21 protein-coding genes, 1 pseudogene and 1 riboswitch are annotated in these 22,762 nt (G+C 39.9%); of the genes and pseudogenes, 16 read left to right on the forward strand and 6 right to left on the reverse strand.

Annotation, left to right across the window (positions count from 1 at the left end; genetic code table 11):
- Positions 1–9: 9 nt before the first annotated feature.
- The 15 genes and pseudogenes from rsgA (at position 10) to gap (ending at position 16,235) form a co-directional block, all read left to right on the forward strand.
- Positions 10–978, forward strand: coding sequence for a ribosome small subunit-dependent GTPase A (gene rsgA, locus GR160_RS07350; RefSeq protein WP_160749219.1), 969 nt, complete (start codon positions 10–12; stop codon positions 976–978).
- A 72-nt stretch (positions 979–1,050) separates the two neighbouring features.
- A complete protein-coding gene (gene dtd / locus GR160_RS07355; RefSeq protein WP_160749220.1) occupies positions 1,051–1,503 on the forward strand; it encodes a D-aminoacyl-tRNA deacylase in 453 nt (150 codons plus the stop codon).
- A gap of 52 nt (positions 1,504–1,555) precedes the next feature.
- Positions 1,556–3,451 carry a DUF3857 domain-containing protein gene (locus GR160_RS07360; protein WP_160749221.1) on the forward strand — a complete coding sequence of 632 codons (1,896 nt, stop codon included), beginning with the start codon at positions 1,556–1,558 and terminating at the stop codon, positions 3,449–3,451.
- A gap of 4 nt (positions 3,452–3,455) precedes the next feature.
- Complete coding sequence (locus GR160_RS07365; RefSeq protein ID WP_160749222.1) at positions 3,456–5,405, forward strand: DUF3857 domain-containing protein; 1,950 nt, start codon at positions 3,456–3,458, stop codon at positions 5,403–5,405.
- A gap of 27 nt (positions 5,406–5,432) precedes the next feature.
- Positions 5,433–7,397 carry a DUF3857 domain-containing protein gene (locus tag GR160_RS07370; RefSeq protein ID WP_160749223.1) on the forward strand — a complete coding sequence of 655 codons (1,965 nt, stop codon included), beginning with the start codon at positions 5,433–5,435 and terminating at the stop codon, positions 7,395–7,397.
- A gap of 18 nt (positions 7,398–7,415) precedes the next feature.
- A pseudogene (locus GR160_RS07375) lies at positions 7,416–7,622 on the forward strand (RHS repeat-associated core domain-containing protein); the annotation flags it as partial.
- A gap of 21 nt (positions 7,623–7,643) precedes the next feature.
- A complete protein-coding gene (locus tag GR160_RS07380) occupies positions 7,644–8,282 on the forward strand; it encodes a hypothetical protein (protein ID WP_160749225.1) in 639 nt (212 codons plus the stop codon).
- Between the two features lie 709 nt (positions 8,283–8,991).
- Entirely contained in the window at positions 8,992–9,447 is a 456-nt protein-coding gene (locus GR160_RS07390; RefSeq protein ID WP_160749227.1) for a hypothetical protein, read from the forward strand.
- 226 nt (positions 9,448–9,673) lie between these two features.
- A complete protein-coding gene (locus tag GR160_RS07395) occupies positions 9,674–10,873 on the forward strand; it encodes a retropepsin-like aspartic protease (RefSeq protein ID WP_160749228.1) in 1,200 nt (399 codons plus the stop codon).
- Positions 10,874–11,012: 139 nt separating this feature from the next.
- Positions 11,013–11,105, forward strand: a riboswitch (TPP riboswitch).
- A gap of 62 nt (positions 11,106–11,167) precedes the next feature.
- Positions 11,168–11,974 carry a hydroxyethylthiazole kinase gene (gene thiM, locus GR160_RS07400; protein WP_160749229.1) on the forward strand — a complete coding sequence of 269 codons (807 nt, stop codon included), beginning with the start codon at positions 11,168–11,170 and terminating at the stop codon, positions 11,972–11,974.
- Positions 11,967–12,602 (forward strand): thiamine phosphate synthase, encoded by a 636-nt coding sequence (gene thiE, locus GR160_RS07405; protein ID WP_160749230.1) that lies wholly within the window; start codon positions 11,967–11,969, stop codon positions 12,600–12,602. The genes thiM and thiE overlap by 8 nt, the downstream gene beginning before the upstream one ends.
- Positions 12,599–13,432, forward strand: a complete 834-nt coding sequence (gene thiD, locus GR160_RS07410; RefSeq protein WP_160749231.1) for a bifunctional hydroxymethylpyrimidine kinase/phosphomethylpyrimidine kinase — start codon at positions 12,599–12,601, stop codon at positions 13,430–13,432. The genes thiE and thiD overlap by 4 nt, the downstream gene beginning before the upstream one ends.
- Complete coding sequence (gene tenA / locus GR160_RS07415) at positions 13,419–14,069, forward strand: thiaminase II (RefSeq protein ID WP_160749232.1); 651 nt, start codon at positions 13,419–13,421, stop codon at positions 14,067–14,069. The genes thiD and tenA overlap by 14 nt, the downstream gene beginning before the upstream one ends.
- A gap of 118 nt (positions 14,070–14,187) precedes the next feature.
- Positions 14,188–15,087 (forward strand): toxin-antitoxin system YwqK family antitoxin, encoded by a 900-nt coding sequence (locus tag GR160_RS07420; protein WP_160749233.1) that lies wholly within the window; start codon positions 14,188–14,190, stop codon positions 15,085–15,087.
- Positions 15,088–15,233: 146 nt separating this feature from the next.
- Positions 15,234–16,235: a type I glyceraldehyde-3-phosphate dehydrogenase gene (gene gap, locus GR160_RS07425; RefSeq protein WP_160749234.1), complete on the forward strand. Its 1,002-nt coding sequence runs from the start codon at positions 15,234–15,236 to the stop codon at positions 16,233–16,235.
- A gap of 36 nt (positions 16,236–16,271) precedes the next feature.
- Here the strand turns inward: gap and GR160_RS07430 are convergent, their stop codons facing one another.
- Positions 16,272–17,096 carry a rhomboid family intramembrane serine protease gene (locus tag GR160_RS07430; protein WP_160749235.1) on the reverse strand — a complete coding sequence of 275 codons (825 nt, stop codon included), beginning with the start codon at positions 17,094–17,096 and terminating at the stop codon, positions 16,272–16,274.
- 72 nt (positions 17,097–17,168) lie between these two features.
- Complete coding sequence (locus GR160_RS07435) at positions 17,169–18,080, reverse strand: hypothetical protein (protein ID WP_160749236.1); 912 nt, start codon at positions 18,078–18,080, stop codon at positions 17,169–17,171.
- 43 nt (positions 18,081–18,123) lie between these two features.
- On the opposite strand from GR160_RS07435, the gene GR160_RS07440 reads away from it, so the two are divergent.
- Entirely contained in the window at positions 18,124–19,401 is a 1,278-nt protein-coding gene (locus GR160_RS07440; protein ID WP_160749237.1) for a replication-associated recombination protein A, read from the forward strand.
- Between the two features lie 121 nt (positions 19,402–19,522).
- On the opposite strand, the gene GR160_RS07445 is transcribed toward GR160_RS07440, so the two are convergent.
- The 4 genes from GR160_RS07445 to GR160_RS07460 are packed head-to-tail and all read right to left on the reverse strand — an operon-like array spanning position 19,523 to position 22,761.
- Positions 19,523–20,275, reverse strand: a complete 753-nt coding sequence (locus GR160_RS07445) for a hypothetical protein (protein WP_160749238.1) — start codon at positions 20,273–20,275, stop codon at positions 19,523–19,525.
- A 2-nt stretch (positions 20,276–20,277) separates the two neighbouring features.
- A complete protein-coding gene (locus GR160_RS07450) occupies positions 20,278–20,967 on the reverse strand; it encodes a YjjG family noncanonical pyrimidine nucleotidase (protein ID WP_160749239.1) in 690 nt (229 codons plus the stop codon).
- Positions 20,967–21,461 carry a hypothetical protein gene (locus tag GR160_RS07455; protein ID WP_160749240.1) on the reverse strand — a complete coding sequence of 165 codons (495 nt, stop codon included), beginning with the start codon at positions 21,459–21,461 and terminating at the stop codon, positions 20,967–20,969. The genes GR160_RS07450 and GR160_RS07455 overlap by 1 nt, the downstream gene beginning before the upstream one ends.
- Positions 21,454–22,761, reverse strand: coding sequence for an ABC transporter permease (locus tag GR160_RS07460; protein ID WP_160749241.1), 1,308 nt, complete (start codon positions 22,759–22,761; stop codon positions 21,454–21,456). Before GR160_RS07460 ends, GR160_RS07455 begins: the two co-directional genes overlap by 8 nt.
- Between the last annotated feature and the right edge of the window lies 1 nt (position 22,762).

Raw genomic sequence — 22,762 nt, forward strand, 5'->3', positions numbered from 1 at the left:
CTTTGCGGCATGACAGGATTGGTTTATAAATCTACCGGAAGCTGGTACACCGTTAAAACCGAAGATGGGGCTGTATATGAATGCCGCATTAAAGGTAAGTTGCGCATTAAAGGCATAAAGAGCACCAACCCCGTTGCCGTGGGCGATGTGGTAGATTTTGAACTTGAAGAAACTGCCGATACTGTTACGGGCATTATAAGCAACGTGCAGGAACGCGATAATTATATTGTGCGCAAATCGGTTAACCTTTCTAAACAGGTACACATTATTGCCAGCAATATCGATAAGCTTTTTTTGCTGGTTACTATTAACAATCCTCCTACCACCACCAGTTTTATAGACCGCTTTTTGGTTACCGCTGAGGCTTATGGCATAACTGCAATTATTGTTTTTAATAAGGTTGATACGTATGACACTGCCATGGAAGACGAGCAACTTTACCTGCAATATGTGTACAGCAAAATAGGCTATAAATGCCTTAAAGTATCGGCACAAACAGGTAAAGGCATCGACGCTTTGCGCGAAGAAATGAAAGACTGCGTGAGTATGTTCTCGGGTCATTCGGGTGTAGGTAAGTCGACTTTGGTTAACACACTTCAGCCGGAGCTTAATTTAAAGACCAAAGAAATTTCGGCACAACACAGCCAGGGGCAGCACACCACAACCTTTGCAGAGATGTTCGACCTTGATTTTGGAGCTAAGATAATAGACACTCCAGGTATTCGCGGTTTTGGAATTGTAGACATGGATAAAGATGAAATTGGTGATTACTTCCCTGAGTTCTTTGCTCTTAAGGACCAATGCAAATACAACAACTGCCTGCATAAAGACGAGCCGCAATGTGCTGTTAAATATGCTCTTGAAAAAGACGAAATAGCCTGGAGCCGCTACCGAAATTACCTGCAAATGCTTGAAGGCGAAGACGAGCATTACCGCACTGATATTTATGGTGAGGGGAAAAACAATGAGTTAGAGTAGGTTTATTACACAAAGGCACGCAAAGAAGGCACAAAGATTCATAAAGAATTAAATGAACCCCACAACAAAATAATGAAAGCCGTACTGCAAAAGGTTAGCGAAGCATCTGTAACCATAGAAGGACAAAAAGTAGCCGATATTAAAGGCGGACTGCTGATACTTATTGGTATTGAGGAAGCCGATACTCAGGAAGATATTAACTGGCTGGTTGCAAAAATTGTAAAACTCAGGATATTTGGCGATGCAGATGGTGTTATGAATCTTTCGGTTCAGGAAACCGGTGGCGACATTATTGTGGTGAGTCAGTTTACACTGCATGCACTCACTAAAAAAGGCAATCGCCCATCTTATATTAGGGCTGCAAGACCCGAAATTGCCATACCAATATATGAAGCTTTTGTAAAGCAGACAGAAGCAGAATTGGGAAAAAAAATCCAAACCGGGCAGTTTGGGGCCGATATGAAAGTAGCCTTATTAAATGATGGACCTGTAACTATTGTAATCGATACAAAAAACAAGGAATAATGCTTTGAATTTTTAAGAAAAAAGTTATTTTTGATGCACCAACAATTTTAACATGTTCTTAAGAATCACCACCCTGCTATTGACACTTATGGCACTGCCCATGTGTGCTCAGCAAAACTACAGTTTTGCCTCTATACCCGAAAACCTTATTGAAAACGCCAATGCCGTGATACGCCTTGACCAAACGAATATTACTATAACCTCGAGAAAATCGATGACGGTAAAAACCACAAGCGCAGTCACGGTTCTCAATAAGCTTGGACTTACCTATATGGACGACAGAGAGTATTTCGATAAATCGACCAATATAAAATCTATTGAGGCAATTGTTTATGACCAAAACGGCATTCAGATAAAAAAAATAAAACGAAAAGACTTTAAAGAAGTTGCAGTATCTGAAGGCTCTATAACCGACAATAAAATGCTGTATCTGGATTACACACCTGTGCAATATCCTTTTACACTGGTTTTTACAAGCGAGACCGAAACGTCTAACACTGCATTTATTCCGCAATGGTATCCTGCAAAAGGAACTTTTGTAAGCACACAAAAATCTGTGCGGACAGTTACTTATCCACCTGATCTCGGATTTAAATTCAAAGACTATAATTTTGGAGAAATTGTACTGAACAAACAACAAACAGGCAATTCGCTTAGTCTTAGCGCAGAAAATATACCTGCGTTACGCAACGAAGATTATTCGCCATCATTTAATAAAATAATGCCACATGTACTTTTTGGATTAGAAAAATTTCATCTGGAAGGGGTAGATGGTGAGGCAACTACATGGGAAACATTCGGTGCATGGGAATATGATGCCCTCTTATCAGGGACTGATGAACTATCTATAGACACCCAAAATAAAATAAAAGGCCTTGTTGGCAATGAAACAGATTTACTTAAAAAGGCAAAAATAGTATACAAATATGTACAAGAAAAAACACGCTATGTCAGTATTCAACTCGGGATTGGTGGTTTTAAACCAATGAATGCCAAAGACGTAGACCGATTGGGATATGGCGACTGTAAAGCATTAAGCAATTATACACGTGCTTTGTTAAAAGTAGTAGATGTGCCATCGTATTATGCAGAAGTATATTCAGGAAAAAAACAAAGAGATTTTACAAGTGATTTTGTAAGTGTACAGGGAGACCATGTTATTTTAGCAATACCCTATAACTCCGGATATATATGGCTAGAGTGTACAAATCAAAGTGCACCATTTGGTTTTCAGGGTAATTTTACAGACAACAGGCTTGTACTTTTAGTTAAACCAGGCAAAGGAGAACTTGTGCGCACACATGTTTACCAAACTAAAGGAAACAGCCAGATTAGTAAAGGTACTTACACTATTACTGATAACGGTGCCATGAGCGGCGATGTAAAAATAGTATCTAAGGGTTTACAATACGACGATAAATATCATTTTGAAAAAGAGTCGCCCGATGAGCTTGATAAGATATACAAATCGCGCTTTAGCAATATAAACAACCTGAAACTTAAAAAAACAGGGGTACAAAATAATAGCGATTCACAGGAATTTACCGAAGATATTGCTTTAGAAGCGCAAAGCTATTGTAATAACAGCGGCAACAGGCTAATATTTGCCATTAATGCCTACAATCAAAGCAGTTTGATTCCGCAAAGGTACCGCAACCGTAAAATGCCATTTGAAATTTCTACGGGCTTTTATGATCAGGATGAAATAACTATAAATCTGCCACAGGGCTTTAAAATGGAAGCCAAACCTGAAAACACTACCATTACCGACAAATTTGGCGAATATAAAACCGAGTATGTTATTGTGAGCCCTACGCAAATGCTTTACAAACGAACACTGCAAATAAACGAAGGGTCTTATGCCAGCAGTGAGTATGAAAATTACAGGCTTTTCAGGGAAAAAATTGCCCGTAACGACAATGCTAAAGTTGTGCTTGTAAAAAACTAAGAGTATGCTTAAAAACATTCTGTGGGCTGTAGTGCTTTTTGCATCAATGGCAGGGCTTGCCCAAACAGCCACTGTAGAGCCTTTAAAGATCACAAAAGAAGACCTTACGGAAAAAACACATCCGCAGGACACTACCACCGCAGCAGCCTATCTGTACAGGTATGGCAAAACGTGGTATGAAATAAACAACAACTACTGGGTAATGGTTACTGAGGTATACAGCCGCATAAAGATCTATAAAAAAGAAGGCTATAGCTTTGCCAATCCTGAGATCGTGTTTTATTCGGGCGCCAGGACAGCAAACGGTTTTTTTAGTGAAGCCAGCACCTATAATCTTGTATCGGGAGCCATACAAAAGACTCCGTTGAAAGCCGACAACCAGTTTGAAAAAGAACTCAAGGAAGATTATATAAAAAAGTCTATTAGTCTTCCGGCTGTGCAGGAAGGCAGTATTATAGAATATAAGTACACTATAAAAACGCCTTATTTTGGAGAATTGAGGGATTTTAAATTTCAGTTCGACATTCCTGCCAACGATGTAAGGTATGACGTGCAGCTTCCAATATACTTTTACTACAATGTTTATACTACCGGGAAAGAAGTTATTGCCGACAAGAACAACGGCAAGGAAGTATATAATAACCGCACAGACGTTAAAGAAAAACATTACAGCTATACAGCTAAAAAAGTAAAAGCCCTTAAAGACGAAGCTTATGTAGATAATATAGACAACTATACAGCAGTTGTAAAGCATGAGCTTTCGGCTACCACAATGCCCAATCAGGGTGTTAAAAAATATGCTACCGACTGGAAAACAGTTGCCCAAACCATTTATGACAACAGCAAGTTTGGAAGGGAACTCAAGTTTAATTCATATTTCGAGGAAGATATAGACCCCATTCTGGCAAAAGCTGCAAACGACTCTGAGAAAGCGAACCTTATTTTTGAGTATGTAAAAAGCCGTATGAACTGGAATAAGGAAAATGGGTATTTATGCGACAACGGTGTAAAAAAAGCATATGCGGAAAGAGTGGGCAATGTTGCCGAAATTAACCTCATGCTCACGGCTATGTTGCGCCATGCAGGTCTTGATGCCAACCCTGTGTTGGTAAGCACCCGCGATAATGGGATTGCCGTTTATCCAAACCGTTTTGCTTATAATTATGTAATTGCCGCGGTAAAGCTTAATGACAAGACTGTTTTATTGGACGCCACCAGTAAATATTCTCAGGCTAATATTTTGCCCATCCGCACACTGAATTGGGAAGGAAGGCTAATTAAAAAAAATGGTGACACTGAAGAGGTAAACCTCCTGCCAGAACTGATATCCAGAGAGATTATAGCTGTTGTATGCACCGTTAATAAAGACGGCAGTATAAACGGAAAGGTCAGGGACCAATATGCAGATTACAGTGCCTATACCTTTAGGGAACGGTATGCAGGAACCAATAAAGACAGCTATATCGAAGAAATGGAAGGCGATTATAAAGGACTGACCATTGACGAATATAAAGTTACTAACGAGAAAGATATTACTAAACCACTGATAGAAGATTACTCTTTTTCATATAACATGGCGGCAGATATTATTGGCAATAAAATGTATCTGAACCCCATGGTATTTTTTACAAGGACAGGAAACCCATTCAAACAGGAAACAAGAGAATATCCTATAGATTTTGTGTATCCTCAACAGGACAAATACATCATATCGTTTGCAATACCCGAAGGCTACAAAATAGAATCGGTGCCCAAAGCAACTTCAATCGCTATGGAACAAAATGCCGGATCTTTTAAATATACCACGAATGTGTCGGGCAATAACATTCAGCTTTCTGTAATTTATGAGATCAACGATGCAAAATTCGCACCTGAGTTTTATAACACCCTAAAAGATTTTTTCCAGAAAATGGCCGATAAGCACCGCGAGAAAATAGTACTTATAAAAGCTTAATAAATAACCTTAAAAACACCACCCCCTATGAAACTTATAAAATTTGCAGCCCTGTTACTTTTTACAGGATTTTATGCCCAGGCACAAAAATATGAACTTGGCGAAGTAACTATTGCTGAGCTTGAAGAAAAATCACACCCTCTCGAACCTTCGGCAGGAGCTGCTATATTATACAGCAAGGCTTATACACGAATGGTATATTCTCAAAATTCGGGTTTTGACCCCATTACCGAAGTAGAGATGAAGATAAAAATTTACTCTAAAGAGGGTTATGAGTGGGCTAATAAAGCCATAGCTTTCTATAGTTCCGATTCGGAAAGGGAAAGTGTTAGTATATCTAAGGCCGTAACCTACAACCTTGTGGATGGTGCCATTAAAAAAACAAAACTTAAAAGCGATGGTGAGTTTACCGAAACCGTAAACAAATACTGGAAACAGAAAAAGATAATGATGCCCGATGTAAAAGAAGGCTCTATTATAGAGTATGCATACACTATACGTTCGCCTTTTGTGAGTACGCTGCCTGAGTGGAGGTTTCAAGAAAGCATCCCTGTAAATCACTCTGAGTTTACTACACGCATTCCTGATTATTACACCTATAATGTAAACTTCAGGGGGTTTCATGCTCCAAAAATAGTAAAGACCACCGGAAACGGTGTTTTTAATTCATTGCAAAGTAGTAAAGAAACCTACAAAGAAAACATTATTGCTTACTCGCTCGACAAGCTCCCGTCTATGAAAGACGAGCATTATGTAAATAACATAGACAACTATACTGCCGGTATTGAGCATGAGCTTGCCATGACCATGTTTCCTAACACCATGACAAAATCATACTCTATCAGTTGGGAAGATGTTACCAAGACTATTTATGAGTTTGACAGCTTTGGTGATGAGCTTAAAAAAACAGGTTATTTTGAGAATGATGTTAAAGCGCTACTTGCCGGGGCAGTAAATCCTGCAGAGAAAACGACCATACTGTTCAATTATGTAAAAAACCGTATGAACTGGAACAAGTTTACGGGCTATAGCTGCGATGCAGGGGTTAAAAAAGCCTATACAGACAAAGTGGGCAACGTTGCCGAAATTAACCTTATGCTTACTGCCATGCTGCGCTATGCCGGACTTAATGCCAACCCGGTACTTGTTAGTACACGTAACAACAAAATAGCACTTTTCCCCGCACGTACGGCCTTTAACTATGTTATTGCCGCAGTAGAAATAGACGGTAAGAATATATTGCTCGATGCTTCCACAAAATGGTCTCAGCCCAACATACTGCCCGTTCGCGCTATAAACTGGCACGGACGACTTATCAGGAAAGACGGTACATCGGCAGATATTGAGCTTACACCACAAAGTATATCTAAAGAGGTTATAAACATGATCGCTACTTTAGATAAAGACGGCAAGGTAAGCGGCAAGGCACGCGACCAGTATTTTGATTATAACGCCTACATGTTTAGGGAAAACTATACCGGATACAGCCAGGAAAGCTATCTGGAGAAACTGGAAAAACATTTTAAAGGCATCGAAATTAACGATTACAAAATATCTAACGACAAAGAGGCCGACAAGCCCCTTATGGAAGAATACAACTTTACGCACAGCAGTGTTGCCGATGTTATTGGCGACAAAATGTATGTAAACCCAATGCTGTTCATGTCGCAAACCGAAAACCCTTTTAAACAGGAAACAAGGGAGTATCCGGTAGATTTTATATTTCCGCACCAGGATAAATATACCATTGGTATTAACGTTCCGGAAGGTTATACTATAGAATCGATACCTCAGCCATTAAATATTGCTATGGAAGACAACCTTGGAAGTTTTAAATACAACCTTGTATCTAACGGAAAGACTATTCAGGTAGCGGTAACGGTAGATTTTAATGCCGCAAGCGTTGGCGCAGACCATTATGCCACCCTAAAAAGCTTTTACCAAAAAGTAATAGAAAAGCAAAACGAGAAGATTGTACTTAAAAGGATGTAGTGTTGTAAGTACAACGGCAAGGAGCTGCAGGACGAGCTGGGGCTTAATATGTATGACTATGGCTGGTGTGATTATGACCCTGCAATCGGACGTTTTAATAAACTGGATAGGTTTAGTGAAAAATATCACAGCATGACACCGTATGGTTACGGAGGAAATAATCCTGTTTTAATAAGAGACATTCAGGGTGATAGCTTATGGATTTCGTTGGGTACAGAAGGGTGAGCTTTCTACGAAAATGGTAAATTGTTTTCAAAAGATAGTGATGGAAAGTTTTCTGAGTATAAAGGTAAAATGGCCAGATTAGATAAGAATGGGAATGTAAAACACTATCGAGGGGATGTCGGTGGAATTGTTAATGCTCTAAGCGATTTACAAAACGGTTCACAGTTTGCTAATGACATAATAACTAGATTACAGAGTTCAGAAAACAATTTTAACTTTATAGTCGAAAATAAAGAAGTCAATAGGGTTCAAGTTGATTTGGGGCTTGGCAATGGCAGAACGGGCATTTTAAATAATAATGCTTATGCTTTTCAAGTTATAGAACAAGGAAAGAATGTCGTCAGCTATTCCCCATTTAATAATATAGGAAGTGGAGGTGATATTATTTGGAATCCTAAAACTGGAATAATAGGTTTAGGGCATGAATTAGGGCATGCGTACGATGCTAATTTTGGCATGTTAGATTCCAGAAGAATTTCAATTAATGGGGGTACCGAAGAGATAAGAGAAGTAAGAGGAGTCTACTATGAAAACAGGATAAGACAAGATTTGGACAAGCGATTACGACCAAATTACAGTGGCCCAAGTCTATTAGATGGAAATAAAAATCCAATATATTATCAAGGAATTTTACCAACAATTATGCTTTTAGGAAAATGAAAAAAAATGTGATGTTAATAATGCTCGGGCTTTTGTTTCTTAGATGTTCTTCTACAATCAATGAAAGAAAAATATTTAAAGAACGGCTCAATTTCACTAATTGTCTGTTAGAAGAGAAATCATATAATTACATCGACGTTAAATTGTCAAAAGGCTACTCAATCAAGAAGATAAATACAGAAGGGTTTTGTGAATATAGATTTATCTATAGAGATAGTTCCGTATTTTATCTGTCAAGTAACATCTACAGAGGGTCAAGATTGAATTATGACAATCTTATGTCGATTGGAGTTAATGGCTATAATCAACGAAAAACTATTTCATCCGACACAATTAAAAATGAAGGAATTAATAATAAACTTTATTGGTCAGAATATATACTTGGTGATTTTGTGGTAGGTTATGCCGGTGTAAAGGGGGAAAGGAAGAGTGAATTTAAGGGAATGGTTAATAATGTGAAATTATTAAAATAGGATAGCGTTGACATAATTGCCTAACTCGATGTGGTAATGTTTCAGATTAGGCGTTTTCATATAATATAGCTTTATAGTCTGAATAAAATAGAAATAACATATGAAGCATCAGTAATAAAAAGTGCTAGTATCAGAAAAAATCGATAAGCTATTCAAGTTTCATTTTTTTCAAGGGAGGAGCTGTGACCATTATTCCAACTGTAGTACTATTATTCCTAAACTTAAATAAAGACGTTATGAAAGTAGAGTTTAAAGTAATTACTGAATCCGATTTTAATAAAATGGATTCAGAATTGATTTTCAATACAGAACGTCCAAGATGCCATGGAATAATTTTTAATAAGGAAATCTCCTTTAAATTTGCATGGCAAAGTGACTTAATTATTCCGGAAATAAATGAGATCTCAGAAAATGTTTATTGTCTTGGCATAGATTTGAATTTTGCCATAATTGATTTTAAAAGTAATCTCATTATTTCAAACTTACTATTAGACCATTTCTTTTATGGCTCGAAAGTATATGAAGATTTCCTGTATGTTATTACAGAGCTTTCAATTATTAAAATTGAATTGGTAACATTCAGGTTAATCGAGACGTTTCACCTACCTGATATTTTTAAAGGAATAGTATTTGGTAAGAACATTGTAGAAGTGAAATGTTGGAACGATGAAATTGTTTACTTCAATATATAGCAAATAATAAGAAAATAGTTTTCCCTTTTTGTAATATTTCACACTATATATATCATAAAGCAATGCAATTAAACCGCTTAAACAACAGAATAAATTTCATATTAATAAGCTATTTTTCGTGTTCTTAACAGCACGACAAAGCCTTTCTTTTAAAGAAACCTTTAACCCTGTTATTTTTTTGGCGTATCTTTTGATGACTCTATAACATCACATTAACCAATGCTTTATGAAACATGTATTACCTAAAATTTGCCTTATTGTTTTTCTGTTAGGTTCGTTTGCTATAAATGCCCAAAATATTTTTAGTGCTAATTTGGGTGGGGCTGTTCAGCAAAAATATTTTACCACAATCCCTTACAAAGAGGTTAAAAGCAAAGTAATAGTAGAATGCTTTATAAATAACAAGCCCTATAAATTTATTGTAGACACCGGGGCTGCCACAACCATTACGCCTGCTTTATATAAAGAACTTAACCCCGAAATTATAAACCGTGTGCCTGTTAGCGACCAAAGCGGAAAAATAGACAGCCTGCAAATTGTATCGCTGCAAAACTTTAAACTTGGCGATGTTACTTTTAACGGTATTCCCGCCATGGTAATTAAAGGAGAACAAATGGTATTTGACTGTTTTAAGGTAGATGGGCTTATAGGCAGCAACATGCTTCGCAACAGTGCTGTGCAGTTTAACTCACAAACACACATGTTAACCATTACCGACCTGCCCAAACAACTCGACCTTAAAAACAAGTTTTCTCAAAAAATGGTTACCGACCCAGTACAGAGCAACCCGTTTATAACCATAAAAATTATTAACGGCAAAACAACAGGTACCGACCAATTGCTTTTTGACAGCGGCATGGACAGTTTTTACGACTTGTCTTACAAAGGTTTTAAAGAGGTGTTTGCTACTATTAGCCTTTTAAAATTTGAGGCACAGGCCATTGGAAGCTATTCCCTTGGCATGCACGGATTATCTGAAGAAGAAGAGAGTTACAGGCTGCTTGCCCCTCAGATAGAAATAAACGACTATGCCTTTAATAATGTAACCACCGTTACCACGCACGGAAACTCATCGCGCATTGGGGCAAATCTTTTTAAATATGGCATTGTAACGGTAGATTACATAAATAAGAAATTCTATTTTGAGCCTTTTAAGAAAGAAGCTACAGATCTTGCCGAAAAAAGCTGGCCGTTTATACCCACTGCCAAAGACGGTAAAGTGGTTGTTGGCCTTGTGTGGGACAAAGCCTGGGCAGGCAAAATAAACCAGGACGATATTATTGTTTCTTTTGATGGTAAAACCTACGAAAATACCGATGTGTGCGAGGTAATGACCAGCAACCACAAATCTCAAAACAATAAGGCTACCCTTGTTCTTAAAGACGCAAAAACAGGTTCAGTTAAACAATATGAAATTGCGCGGTAAATTTTAGTTTATTACAGTAAGGTTCTCAAAGAATACACAAAGGAGCAAAAAGATTTTCATAGTCTCATTTATTGTTCGAACGGACTATCTTTCTTTATTAGCTTGCTGGTATTCTAAAAAAACTATCCTTATCTTTACACTTTGGCTTTAGGGGTATTCTGAAAAGAATTGAGAGAGTCCCTTTGAACCTGACGCGGTTGATACCGCCGTAGGGAAAAGCAGTAAGGATGCATCATTCCTATTCTCCTTTTTACAGGAGGCTCTATAGCCATATTTACCTAAACCTAAAAAAATATGAAAGAGTCTCTTTGGCAATCTGTAGTTGCTGTAAAAAACAATTCTCCCTTAGTTCATAATATCACCAACTATGTGGTAATGAACAATACCGCCAATGCGCTTTTGGCAGCAGGTGCATCGCCCATAATGGCTCATGCACATTCCGAAGTTGAAGACATGGTGGCACTATGCAGTGCAACAGTAATAAACATTGGCACATTAGACGACTACTGGGTGCAAAGCATGCTGCTGGCCGCAAAAAAAGCACACGCCCTTGGTAAACCCTGGGTGCTCGACCCTGTGGGTGCCGGAGCAACCGCCTACCGCAACGAAACTGTTGCAGCTCTTTTACAATACAAACCAACCGTTATTAGAGGTAATGCATCTGAAATTATGGCACTTGCCCGGGTAAGCCAAACCAAGACCAAAGGTGTAGACAGCGTGCACCAAAGCACCGAAGCCGTTGCAGCAGCACAATGGCTAAGCACTACTTTTGGCAGCGTGGTGTGCGTAAGTGGCGAGACCGATGTTGTAGTATTATGCAATAAACAAATACATATAAAAAACGGGCACGCGCTTATGCAAAAAGTAACAGGACTGGGCTGTAGCGCTACGGCTCTTGTGGCTGCCTTTGTAGGCAACGATCCTGAAAATGCATTGCATGCCACTGCTGCTGCCATGGCACTGCTCGGCATTGCAGGGCAACTGGCACATCAGCAAAGCGCCGGACCGGGAACACTGCAACTGCAACTTTTAGACAAACTTTACAACATTACACAAGACGAATTTTACAACATCGTTAACGCACAGGTTTATAATGATTAATGATTTTCCGTACCGTTTATATCTGGTGGCAGGAGAAGCAGACTGCATGGGTAGAGACATTTTATGGGTAGCCGAAGAAGCAGTTAAAGGTGGTGTACAATTAGTGCAACTGCGCGAAAAGCATAAAACTACAGCAGCTTTTGCCCAAACAGCCTTTAGGCTTAAAGAAATGCTTGACAAATACAATGTTCCTTTAATTATAAACGACAATGTAGATGTGGCTGTAAACTGTGGTGCTGCCGGGGTTCATGTAGGAAATTCGGACATGCCGCCATCGGGAGTCATACAACAGTGGCCTCAGTGCGGCATGCTGGGCTATTCTATAGAATATTTAGAGCAACTCAACAGCATCGAAATGCATTATGCAACCCATTTAGGCATTAGCCCTATTTTTAACACCCCAACAAAAAATGATACTGTTACAGAATGGGGACTTGAAGGGCTCAAAAAAATAAGGATCCTTACCAACAAACCGCTGGTGGCCATTGGCAGCATGAACGCAGCAAATGCACACAATGTTATAAAAGCCGGGGCAGACTGTATTGCAGTAGTATCGGCAATATGTGCAGCACAGCATCCGGCAAAAGCCGCAGAAAAAATTCGCAATAACATAGAAAACGCATTATGAAAAAGTACACCTATCCGGCCATGCTTACCATAGCAGGGTCTGACTCCGGTGGCGGGGCAGGCATACAGGCCGATATTAAAACCTTTGCTGCACTGGGCTGTTATGGCATGAGTGCTGTTACGGCACTTACAGCACAAAACACACTTGGCGTAAGCGGCATACACAGCATTCCGCCTGATTTTGTAAAAGCGCAGCTAGATGCGGTGTTGACAGATATTAAACCACACGCCATAAAAATAGGCATGGTGCACAGCCCTGAACTTGTTGGTGTTATTGCATCGGCTTTAAAACAATATCCTGATATTCCTGTCATACTCGACCCCGTTATGGTAGCCACAAGCGGTGACCGGCTTATTGCACAGGAAACCGTTGCAGAGCTGGTATCTCAACTGTTTCCGCTTACCACGCTTATAACTCCTAACCTTGATGAGGCTTCTTTGCTTTGGGGAATGCCAATTACTACAGTAGACCAAATGCACACGGCAGGGCAGGAAATTATGCAACAAGGGTGCAATGCGCTTTTACTTAAGGGAGGACACCTGCAACAACAGGAGCTTACTACATTATTATTTACAGAAAATGGTAAGGTTACCGCTTTTACCTCAAACAAAATAGAGACCAAAAACATGCACGGCTCGGGCTGCACACTGTCATCGGCCATAGCAGCATACATTGCGCGCGGAGAAGATTTGCATAATGCCGTAGCCCTTGCACAAAAATATGTACACAATGCCATTTATAATGGTAAAGACGTAGTTACCGGCAAAGGCCATGGCCCATTAAATCATTTTTATAACCCAGAAAAAACCATACAACATGAAATGGAGTGAAACCACATGGCAGCAAGCCACACCCATATACAATAACATAACCGCCATGCCTTTTATACAGGAGCTGGCTGCCGGAACGCTGCACTTAGATAAGTTTAAATTCTACATGCAGCAGGACGCACATTATCTGGAATATTTTGCCCGTACGCTTGCAGTTATTGGTGCTAAAATAAATAATGTAGAGGCCATGCTCGATTTTATACGCTTTGCCGAGGGTGCCGTTGTAGTAGAACGCGCCTTGCACGATGGCTACTTTAAAGAGTATAACATAACGCAACGTGCAGCAATATCGCCCACCTGCCATCATTATGTGCATTTTATGCAAAGTATGGCCTATGGCGCAAATGTAGCTGTTGCAATGGCCGCAGTACTACCCTGTTTTTGGATTTATAGGGAAGTAGGGAATTATATCGTTCAAATTCAGAATACAAACAATAACCCCTATACAAATTGGATCGCCACCTATGCCGGAGAAGATTTTAATACTATAGTAAACCGTGCGATCGACCTGTGCGATGCAGCAGCTTTAGAGGCGACAAAAGAACAGCAAAAGGCAATGACTGCGGCTTTTTTAACCGCGTCGAGACTGGAATTTGCTTTTTGGGATAGTGCCTATAAAGTGGAAGAATGGTGGTAGAAATGTAGTTCGTCCGTCGTTTTGTGAAATATAACCGAATGTTAATCTATTCTTTGCCCATTTGGCAGGAAATATAGTACATTGCGATACACTTTTACAAATCAAAGTTTATTGTCTCATGAAAAAAATAGGAGCTTTAATTTTATTTTTATTCGTTGTTAATGCGCATGCCCAAAAAAAACCTGTCTATGTTACCGACAGTATAATGCAACTGTACAAACAGGATGGTACTGCTGCCAAAAATTTTAAATCGGAAGGCAGAACCGATGTTAAAAAGCTTAAACAGGGATTGTGGATTGATTATAAGATTGAAAAAGATTTTGTATGTTATAATGAAGACGGAGTGATAAAACAGCTTTTCGGATCATATCTTATATATGGCGAAGGAAGCTACTTTAATGGCAAACGCACCGGGCTTTGGAAGTTTTGTGTAATAGAAGACAAAACATTCAAAAAAATACTTTTGCAGGAAGCCACCTATAAAAACGGAGGAAAAGAAGGGCCTCTTGCCTATCTTTTGCCTAATGGCGAAAAGGGAGTTACCGGAACTTATCACCTTGATAAAATAGACGGCACTTTTAAAAATTATTATGCCAGCGGTGCTGTTTTTAGCGAGCACGATTATAGCGTGGGGGTTTTAAATGGGCCTTATAAATTTTACTATCAGGATGGCAAGGTTAAAAGCGAAGGCAATTACACCAACAACATTAAAGATGGAGTACAGCAACTGTTCTATCATACAGGCCAGGTTCAGGAAATATCTAATCTTGTTATGGGTGTAGAAGACGGACTTTATCAATACTTTTATACAAACGGACAGCTTAGTGTAGAAAAAGAATATAAGGCCGGGCTGTTAATGAATATTAAAGCAAGCAACTCTCCTGCCGGTGCCGCACGCGACAAAGGCACTATTAGAAACGGAAAAGGCACCGTTATAAACTACAACAACGAAGGTGCTGTTTATGCAGTACAAACCTTTAAAGGCGGAAAGCTAATCAGTGAAGACAAAAAAAATTAAACCATATTTACGGTATATCTTAAAAAGGGCTATTGCCCTTTTTTTTTGTACTACACTATTTGTTGCTGTGACAGGTTTATTTTAAGGCAACATTAAACCACAAAGATTTTAGTACCTTTGCAGTCTACTATTTTTGTAATTACAAAATGAAAAAAACAAGAATTGCCATTAATGGTTTTGGGCGCATAGGCCGCAACCTTTTCAGGCTTTTGCTTAACCACCCGCACATTGAGGTGGCTGCCATAAACGATATTGCCGATGCACGTACTATGGCGCATTTGATAAAATATGACAGCATACACGGCGTTTTGCCTTATGATGTTAGCCATACAGAAAACAGCCTTATTATAAACGGTATCTCCTACCCTTTTTTACGCCATGACAAAATAGCCGACATCAACTGGAATAACCATGACATTGATATAGCTATAGAATCTACCGGGCGCATAAAAATGCTGGAGGATGCCCAACAGCACATTACATCGGGGGCAAAAAGGGTAATACTCTCTGCACCGCCAGAAGACGACCGCATTAAAACAGTGGTTTTAGGCGTAAACGAACATATATTGGATGGCTCCGAAACGGTAGTAAGTAATGCCAGTTGTACCACAAACAACGCCGCACCTATGATGAAGATCATTAATGAGCTGTGCGGTATTGAGCAGGCTTATATTACCACGGTACACTCTTATACTACAGACCAAAGCCTGCACGACCAGCCACACAAAGATTTGCGAAGGGCACGTGGGGCATCACAATCTATCGTACCCACGACAACTGGGGCGGCAAAAGCATTAACCAAAATTTTCCCTGAATTTGTAGGTAAAATTGGCGGTGGGGGCATCCGTGTGCCTGTACCGGACGGTTCGCTTACTGATATTACCTGCTACGTAAAACGCGAAGTAACCATAGAAGAGATTAACACTGCTTTTAAAGCGCATGCAGAAGGAGATCTAAAAGGTGTTTTGGCTTATACTGAAGACCCTATAGTATCGGTAGATATTTTGGGCAACCGCAATTCGTGCCTTTTTGATGCACAGCTAACATCGGTAATAGACCGTATGGTAAAAGTTGTAGGGTGGTATGATAACGAGATTGGCTACTCTTCAAGGCTTATAGACCTTGTACTGTTTTTGGAAAAGAAATAAGCACCTATAAAAAACCGTTTACAGTCGCAGTTTACCTTACGAATCTGATTCCGATTCAGGTTTTGACTGCGACTCATTTTTAGGCTCTTCTTTATAAATATATACTATCCGCCTTACGGGTGCAGCCTGCATTATAGCATCAATATTAGAAAGAAAATCTGTTTCTTCTTCCGGTTCAGGTTCCGGTGGTGGTGGGTTTACAAAGTTACCGTTCTCGTCAAAACGCTTCATAAAAGCGTCCTGCTGTGGGTCGAAATCCGGTCGTTGCCAGTCATAAACAATATCTTTTTCATAATCGGGAGTTTCATATAGCCTCGAAAAAAGAAGCCCGCTTATAAACCCTCCCAAATGGCCTTCCCAAGACACCCCTTGTTCCACACCGGGGAAGACATACCATATCATTCCGCCATACATTACTACAACCGTTAGCGATAATGCTACCAAACGGAAATAGCGCGTTTGTATGCCCTTAAAAAAAATAAAGCTAACCAGTACATATATCAATCCACTTGCACCAATATGATTGGTATAGTCTCCGCCAATAAGCCAGGTTATAAAACCGCTCAGTAAAATACCGTAGCCTATTACTTTTAATGCCTGTGCCCTGTAAAAGTAAAGCATGGCAGCAATGAGTACAAAAAGCGGTATGGAATTGTTATAAATATGCTCCAGGCTGCCGTGCAGAAACGGACTAAAAAGTATGCCTCTTAAACCTATAAGCGTTCTTGGCTGTATGCCCCAATCTGAAAGATATATATGAAAACGCACCTCTACCCAGTACACTATCCAAAGTAGCAATACAGCGGCCAGGGGCCAAAGCAGTACAGAGGGCGAAAATTTAAATTGGTCATTGTGTTTCATGTAAAGCAATGACTCAAAAACATCTCCAAAATTGTAAGCCTGTTATTTTGTCAGTTTTTAATCGGTAATTTGCTACTCTTCCAAAACAAGCTCCATCATATAATGATTGCCTTCTACCCTGGCCCATTTCTCGGAATAAGATCGTCCATTCAACACATAGTTATCCACAAAAGAAAAAGTTTTTTTATCGCCTCCGGCAATCTCTAAAGCAGGAACCGCAGCTATGCGTCCTACTTTAGACCATACAAAATCGTTATCATGAACACCTCTATCCAGCTGCGGCAGAATAAACATAATGCATATACCCTCTTTCGGTACTTTTATTTTATAAGCAGATATATCGGCTTCAGCCCATTTGTTTCCGTTCTTATTTTCAACAGCAATGTCTTGAGGCAAAAGCGACTTTCCAGGCAATTTGGTTACAGTATCATAGGTATAAATATTTGCCATAAAAGGTAAATATTCCATGCCTTTAACGCCAAACACACTAATAACCCTAAACTTAAGCCTCTTTATATAACTATCATTTTGATAGGCAACAAATGTGGCAGCCTTATTACCCCAGCTAAAGTTTGTTTTAATACCTGCAAGTGTATCCTTTTTTTGCCTGTCGCTAATGTAAACCTCATCCAGTACATCTACGTGCTTTTTAAGAGAATAAACCTTTTTTATAAGAATAGAATCCCGCGTTATAGTACGCTTATAGTAAGCCACATGGTCTACAATAAGATTGCTATAACTCCGCCCCATATCAAACTTTACATTGCCGTTAAAATCGGTTGCGGCAACAAAAGCAGAATCCAGGTACACATAGGCATCTGTAATTGGCTTTTTAGTTTTACTGTCTACAAAACGCAGGGCCTTTTGCTGAGCACATAAGGGCAACGACAGGAGCAGCAACAGTACTGTAAATTTTAGCGGCATATAAAAAAGTGGTTGGTTATTAGCTATCAACGGGCTGTAATGCCCAATAGTATTTAGCATTTAAAAATACTCTATTTAATGGTAAATCTGTAATTTTACAGCTATGGAAGCACCTTTGGCAGAACGCATACGCCCACAGCATTTATCAGAATACATAAGCCAGCAGCACCTTGTGGGGCCTAATGGCTCACTCACACACCAAATAGCACGCGGCATTATACCGTCGCTTATTTTGTGGGGGCCTCCGGGCACGGGCAAAACCACGCTTGCGCAAATAATGGCGCAGGAAAGCAACCGCCCCTTTTATGTATTGAGTGCCATAAATGCAGGAGTTAAAGACGTACGCGAAGTTATAGATAAAGCCAAACAAAATAGCGGCATGTTTACAGCCAAAAACCCTATTTTGTTTATAGACGAGATACATCGCTTTAGCAAATCGCAGCAGGATTCGTTGCTTGCCGCGGTAGAAAAAGGCATTGTTACCCTTATTGGTGCAACTACAGAGAATCCAAGCTTTGAGGTTATTCCTGCCCTTTTGTCGCGTTGCCAGGTATATGTGCTTAATGCTTTTACTAAAGAAGATCTTGAAGCACTGTTGCACCGTGCCATGCAAACCGACAGCATTTTAAAAACCAAGAACATAAGCCTTAAAGAAACTGAGGCTTTGCTGCGCCTTTCGGGTGGCGACGGACGCAAGCTGCTTAATATTTTTGAACTAATTATAAATGCATCTGAGGGAGATGATGTAGAAATAACGAACGACCGCGTAATGCAGCTTGCACAAAAAAATACGGTGCTTTATGACAAAACGGGCGAACAGCATTATGATATTATTTCGGCTTTTATAAAATCGATGCGGGGGAGCGATCCTAACGGGGCGGTATACTGGCTGGCTCGCATGATAGAAGGCGGCGAAGACCTTAAATTTATAGCCCGCCGCATGCTTATTTTAGCCAGCGAAGATATTGGCAATGCTAACCCTACAGCACTGATAATGGCAAATAACACCTTTCAGGCGGTGAGCACTATTGGATATCCTGAATCAAGAATTATACTGAGCCAGTGCGCTATTTATTTGGCAACATCGCCCAAAAGCAATGCCAGCTATATGGCTATTGGCAAAGCGCAGCAGGTGGTTAAACAAACCGGCGACCTGCCTGTGCCGTTACACCTGCGCAATGCACCAACCAAACTTATGAAAGAACTAGGCTATGGCGACGAATATAAATATGCCCACGACTATGCCAACAATTTTGCCGAACAGGAATTTTTGCCGGATGAAATTTCAAACACACCATTTTATGAACCCGGCAACAACAGCCGCGAAAACGGCACCCGTGAGTTTTTAAGGAACCGATGGAGAGGAAAGTATGGGTATTAAAATTTAGGGGCTTCACCTCTAATAAATTTAGAATTTACACATTAGAAAAAAAAGGCTTGAAAATCCAGATGATTTTCAAGCCTTTTTTCTAAATCTCTAAGCTTCCCAAAGCCTCAGCAACTTAAAACTTAATATTCAATTTTTCGCTTATAAGCTTGTCGTTAACGTAGTATTCAAAAAACCAATCGTTGCCTTTTTTAAATATAACTCCGTTCTTGTTTTCGCCTTGTGCAGTGTAGTAATCCGGCTGAGAGGTTTTATACATTTTAGCCACTACTTTTGGAGTGGTGTCTACAAGCTGAAAACCGTTGGCTATAGGCTGTGCAAAAAGCTGGCCTTCTGTAACTACAGCTTGTGGGGTTGCAGCAGGCGTTGCAGATTGTGCAGGTGCAGGCACTGTTGCCGAAGCTACCGGCTGTGCAGTTTGAGCCGTTGCAGCCGGGGCAACATATTTATAGTTAAGCGACTCTAAGGACGCCGATGCTCTTCTTAGTGCCTCATAATAAGCTTTTTGATATTCTTTTTCTTTACTCCTACCCTCCTCTGACGTATAAAGCACTTTGCCGCTACAGTCTTTTAGCACTATCTGTAATTTTGTATTAAGCATACCCGATTCGTTAACGAGGTCGCCATACAGTGCCTTGCATTTGTTAAGAGCAAGTTCATCGGGCATTTTATCGTTGGCAAAAAAGGTAACAAAACCATATTTTTCAAAAACCATTTTGGTTAAAGAATTCAGGTTGTATTTGTTAGGTTCCTTTAAAAAATCGAATTTTTCGGGCACAATTACATATTTATAATTGTTTATGTTATCTGTCTGGGCAAAACCAAGAGCAGAAATAAATAATGCTGACAGCAGTAGTATCTTTTTCATAATTAGAGTAAATTCTTTAGTTCGAGCAGGTGGTTTACCTGTAGTATAGACGGGTGCGCTTCGAGGCGGTGTTCGTTAAAATAAATAGCATCAATGCCGCAATCAAGGGCTCCCTGCACATCGGCCTCAATGCAGTCGCCAATCATTATGCTGTCGCATTTCTGTACATTGGCAGCACTAAGGGCATATTCGTAAATGGCAGGATGTGGCTTTTTAAACCCGGCATTTTCTGAATTGGTTACGGTTTCGAAATAATGGTCTATGTTGGCACTCTTCATTTTAAGCGCCTGCACTTCATGAAAGCCATTGGTAATAATATGCAGACTGTATTTTGTCTTAAGATATTCCAGCACTTCTATCGCACCCTCAAACAAATGGTTATTGGTAGGCAAAAGGGCAATATAATCATGCGAGAGCTGTTGAATAACCTTATCGCTAACCTCATATTTAAGCGCCACGAAAACATCTTTAAACCTGCCATACCTTAATTCCTGTTGTGTGATGAGCCCATCGCGGTACAGTTTCCAGTAATTAACATTTGCAGGAATGTAGTGATGTAAAAAATCGTCGATTAAAATATTGATACCATTTTTGGGCAGCAAAACCTCAAAGGCAAGCGCAGAATTTTTCTCGAAATCCCACAGGGTGTGGTCGAGGTCAAAGAAAATGGCTTTTTTGGCAGACAGACTCATTACTTACTTACAATTACAGCGTTTTCTATATGATAGATCCAATCGTCTACATCGCTGTCGTTATACCTAAATGTTCCCTGGAGGGTAACATACTGGTCGGTTTTTAGTTTAGTGCCGGGATTTTTAAACTTTATACCCATTATAGTTTCCGGCCCTGCCTGCCCGCAAAAAAAGCATGATGCAAAAACATTCTTGCTAAGTGCATAGCTCTTATTGTCTATAGGCACAATAAAACCGCTCATGTAAATGGTTTTAGTGTTTTTAGCTTTAAGAGTTGGATTTATAATAGGGAACATTACACCTTCCGGATAATCTTTACTGGGCTTTTTAAGATATTTTATCTGGCCTAAAAGCTTCCAGTTAAGCGTATCTGAAAATACTGTGTTTACAGTTTTGTTAGTTACAGGCATTGCTGATCTGGCCGATGGGTTGCCCATAGACACCAGTATAAAACCTGATATAATTAATGACGCTATAAAAAACGTTTTACGCATTTGCAAGTGTTTTAGATATGTTTAAACGGTAGGCCTTAACGGCAGGAATTACAGCCGCAAAAATCCCTACAAAGATAGTAAGCCCAAGCAAATATCCTTCTTTTTGCCATACAAACTCAAACGGGTTGAACGACATTTTAAATTCTGATTCCGACTGCCCTGGAATGAGGCTTAACGCAATGCGTCCAACAACCGTACCGAAAATAAAACCGGTAACACAAAGCAACAGGCTCTCTATAAGTACCAGCCACAGTAGTTGCGTACGGCTTGCCCCATTAACGCGCAAAAGGGCAAATTCGTATTTACGTTCTTTTAAAGTATTGTAGAGCGCAATAAATATACTAATGCCAGATATAAGCATAATGCCATAAGCCAGATATTGAAGTGCCTGCAGCCCTATGCCAAACAAAGAGAACAGTCTGTTAACCTCTATGGCCGGAGATGCTGCCTGCATTTTGGTGTTTTGGGCAATAAGCCTCGGCCACATAACAATACCCATCTTGCTGCGGAATTTTATGAGCACTGCCGTAATTTCCTTACCCTCTTCGCTAACGACTTCGTCGTGGTGTTCGTCACGATGCTCATGCGCTTCATCGTGCTCATCTGCTTCGCTGTGTCCATACGCCTCATGGTGACCATGATCTTCCACATCCTCATGAATTTCGCTTTCGGAGTGGTGGTGGCCTTCTTCATCGTGCATGGCCCAAACGCTGGGCACGTTGCACAAAATAAGGTTGTCTATAACTTTGCCTGTTGGCGCAGCAATACCTGTAACAATGTAAGCATGATTTTCGTGTACTTCGCCCTCGGCGGCATCGCCATGAGAGCCAAAAAATTTGTCTCCTAATTTCAAACCCATCTTTTGGGCTACAGCACTGCCTATAACCACCTCAAAATTATGGCTGAAAATTTTTCCTTCTTTAAGCCCGTTGCCGTAAACTTTTAAATAATCAGGCGTAGTACCCACTATGCGGATACCTTTATAATTATCGCCAAACGCCAGCGGCACTGCGGTTTGCACAAAGCGGTGTTTCATCCAGGTCTTGGCTTCTGTATAATCTATATTTCCGGTTGGCGCATCGGCCTGATATACGGCAGAAAGTATGAGCTGCAAGGGGCTGCCCTGTGCACCCAGCACAAGGTCTATATTATCTATATTGCTGTTAAACTGCTTTTCAAACTGATCCTGCAATAATATAAGCAGTGTAATAATGGCTACACTTGCCGTTAACAGTATTATACTGAGTAAAGTATTTAAGGGCTTAAACCAAATGTTTTTCCATGCTATTCTTGCTATCATA

This window comes from Flavobacterium sp. Sd200 (genome assembly GCF_009826935.1).
Classification (GTDB): Bacteria; Bacteroidota; Bacteroidia; order Flavobacteriales; family Flavobacteriaceae; genus Flavobacterium.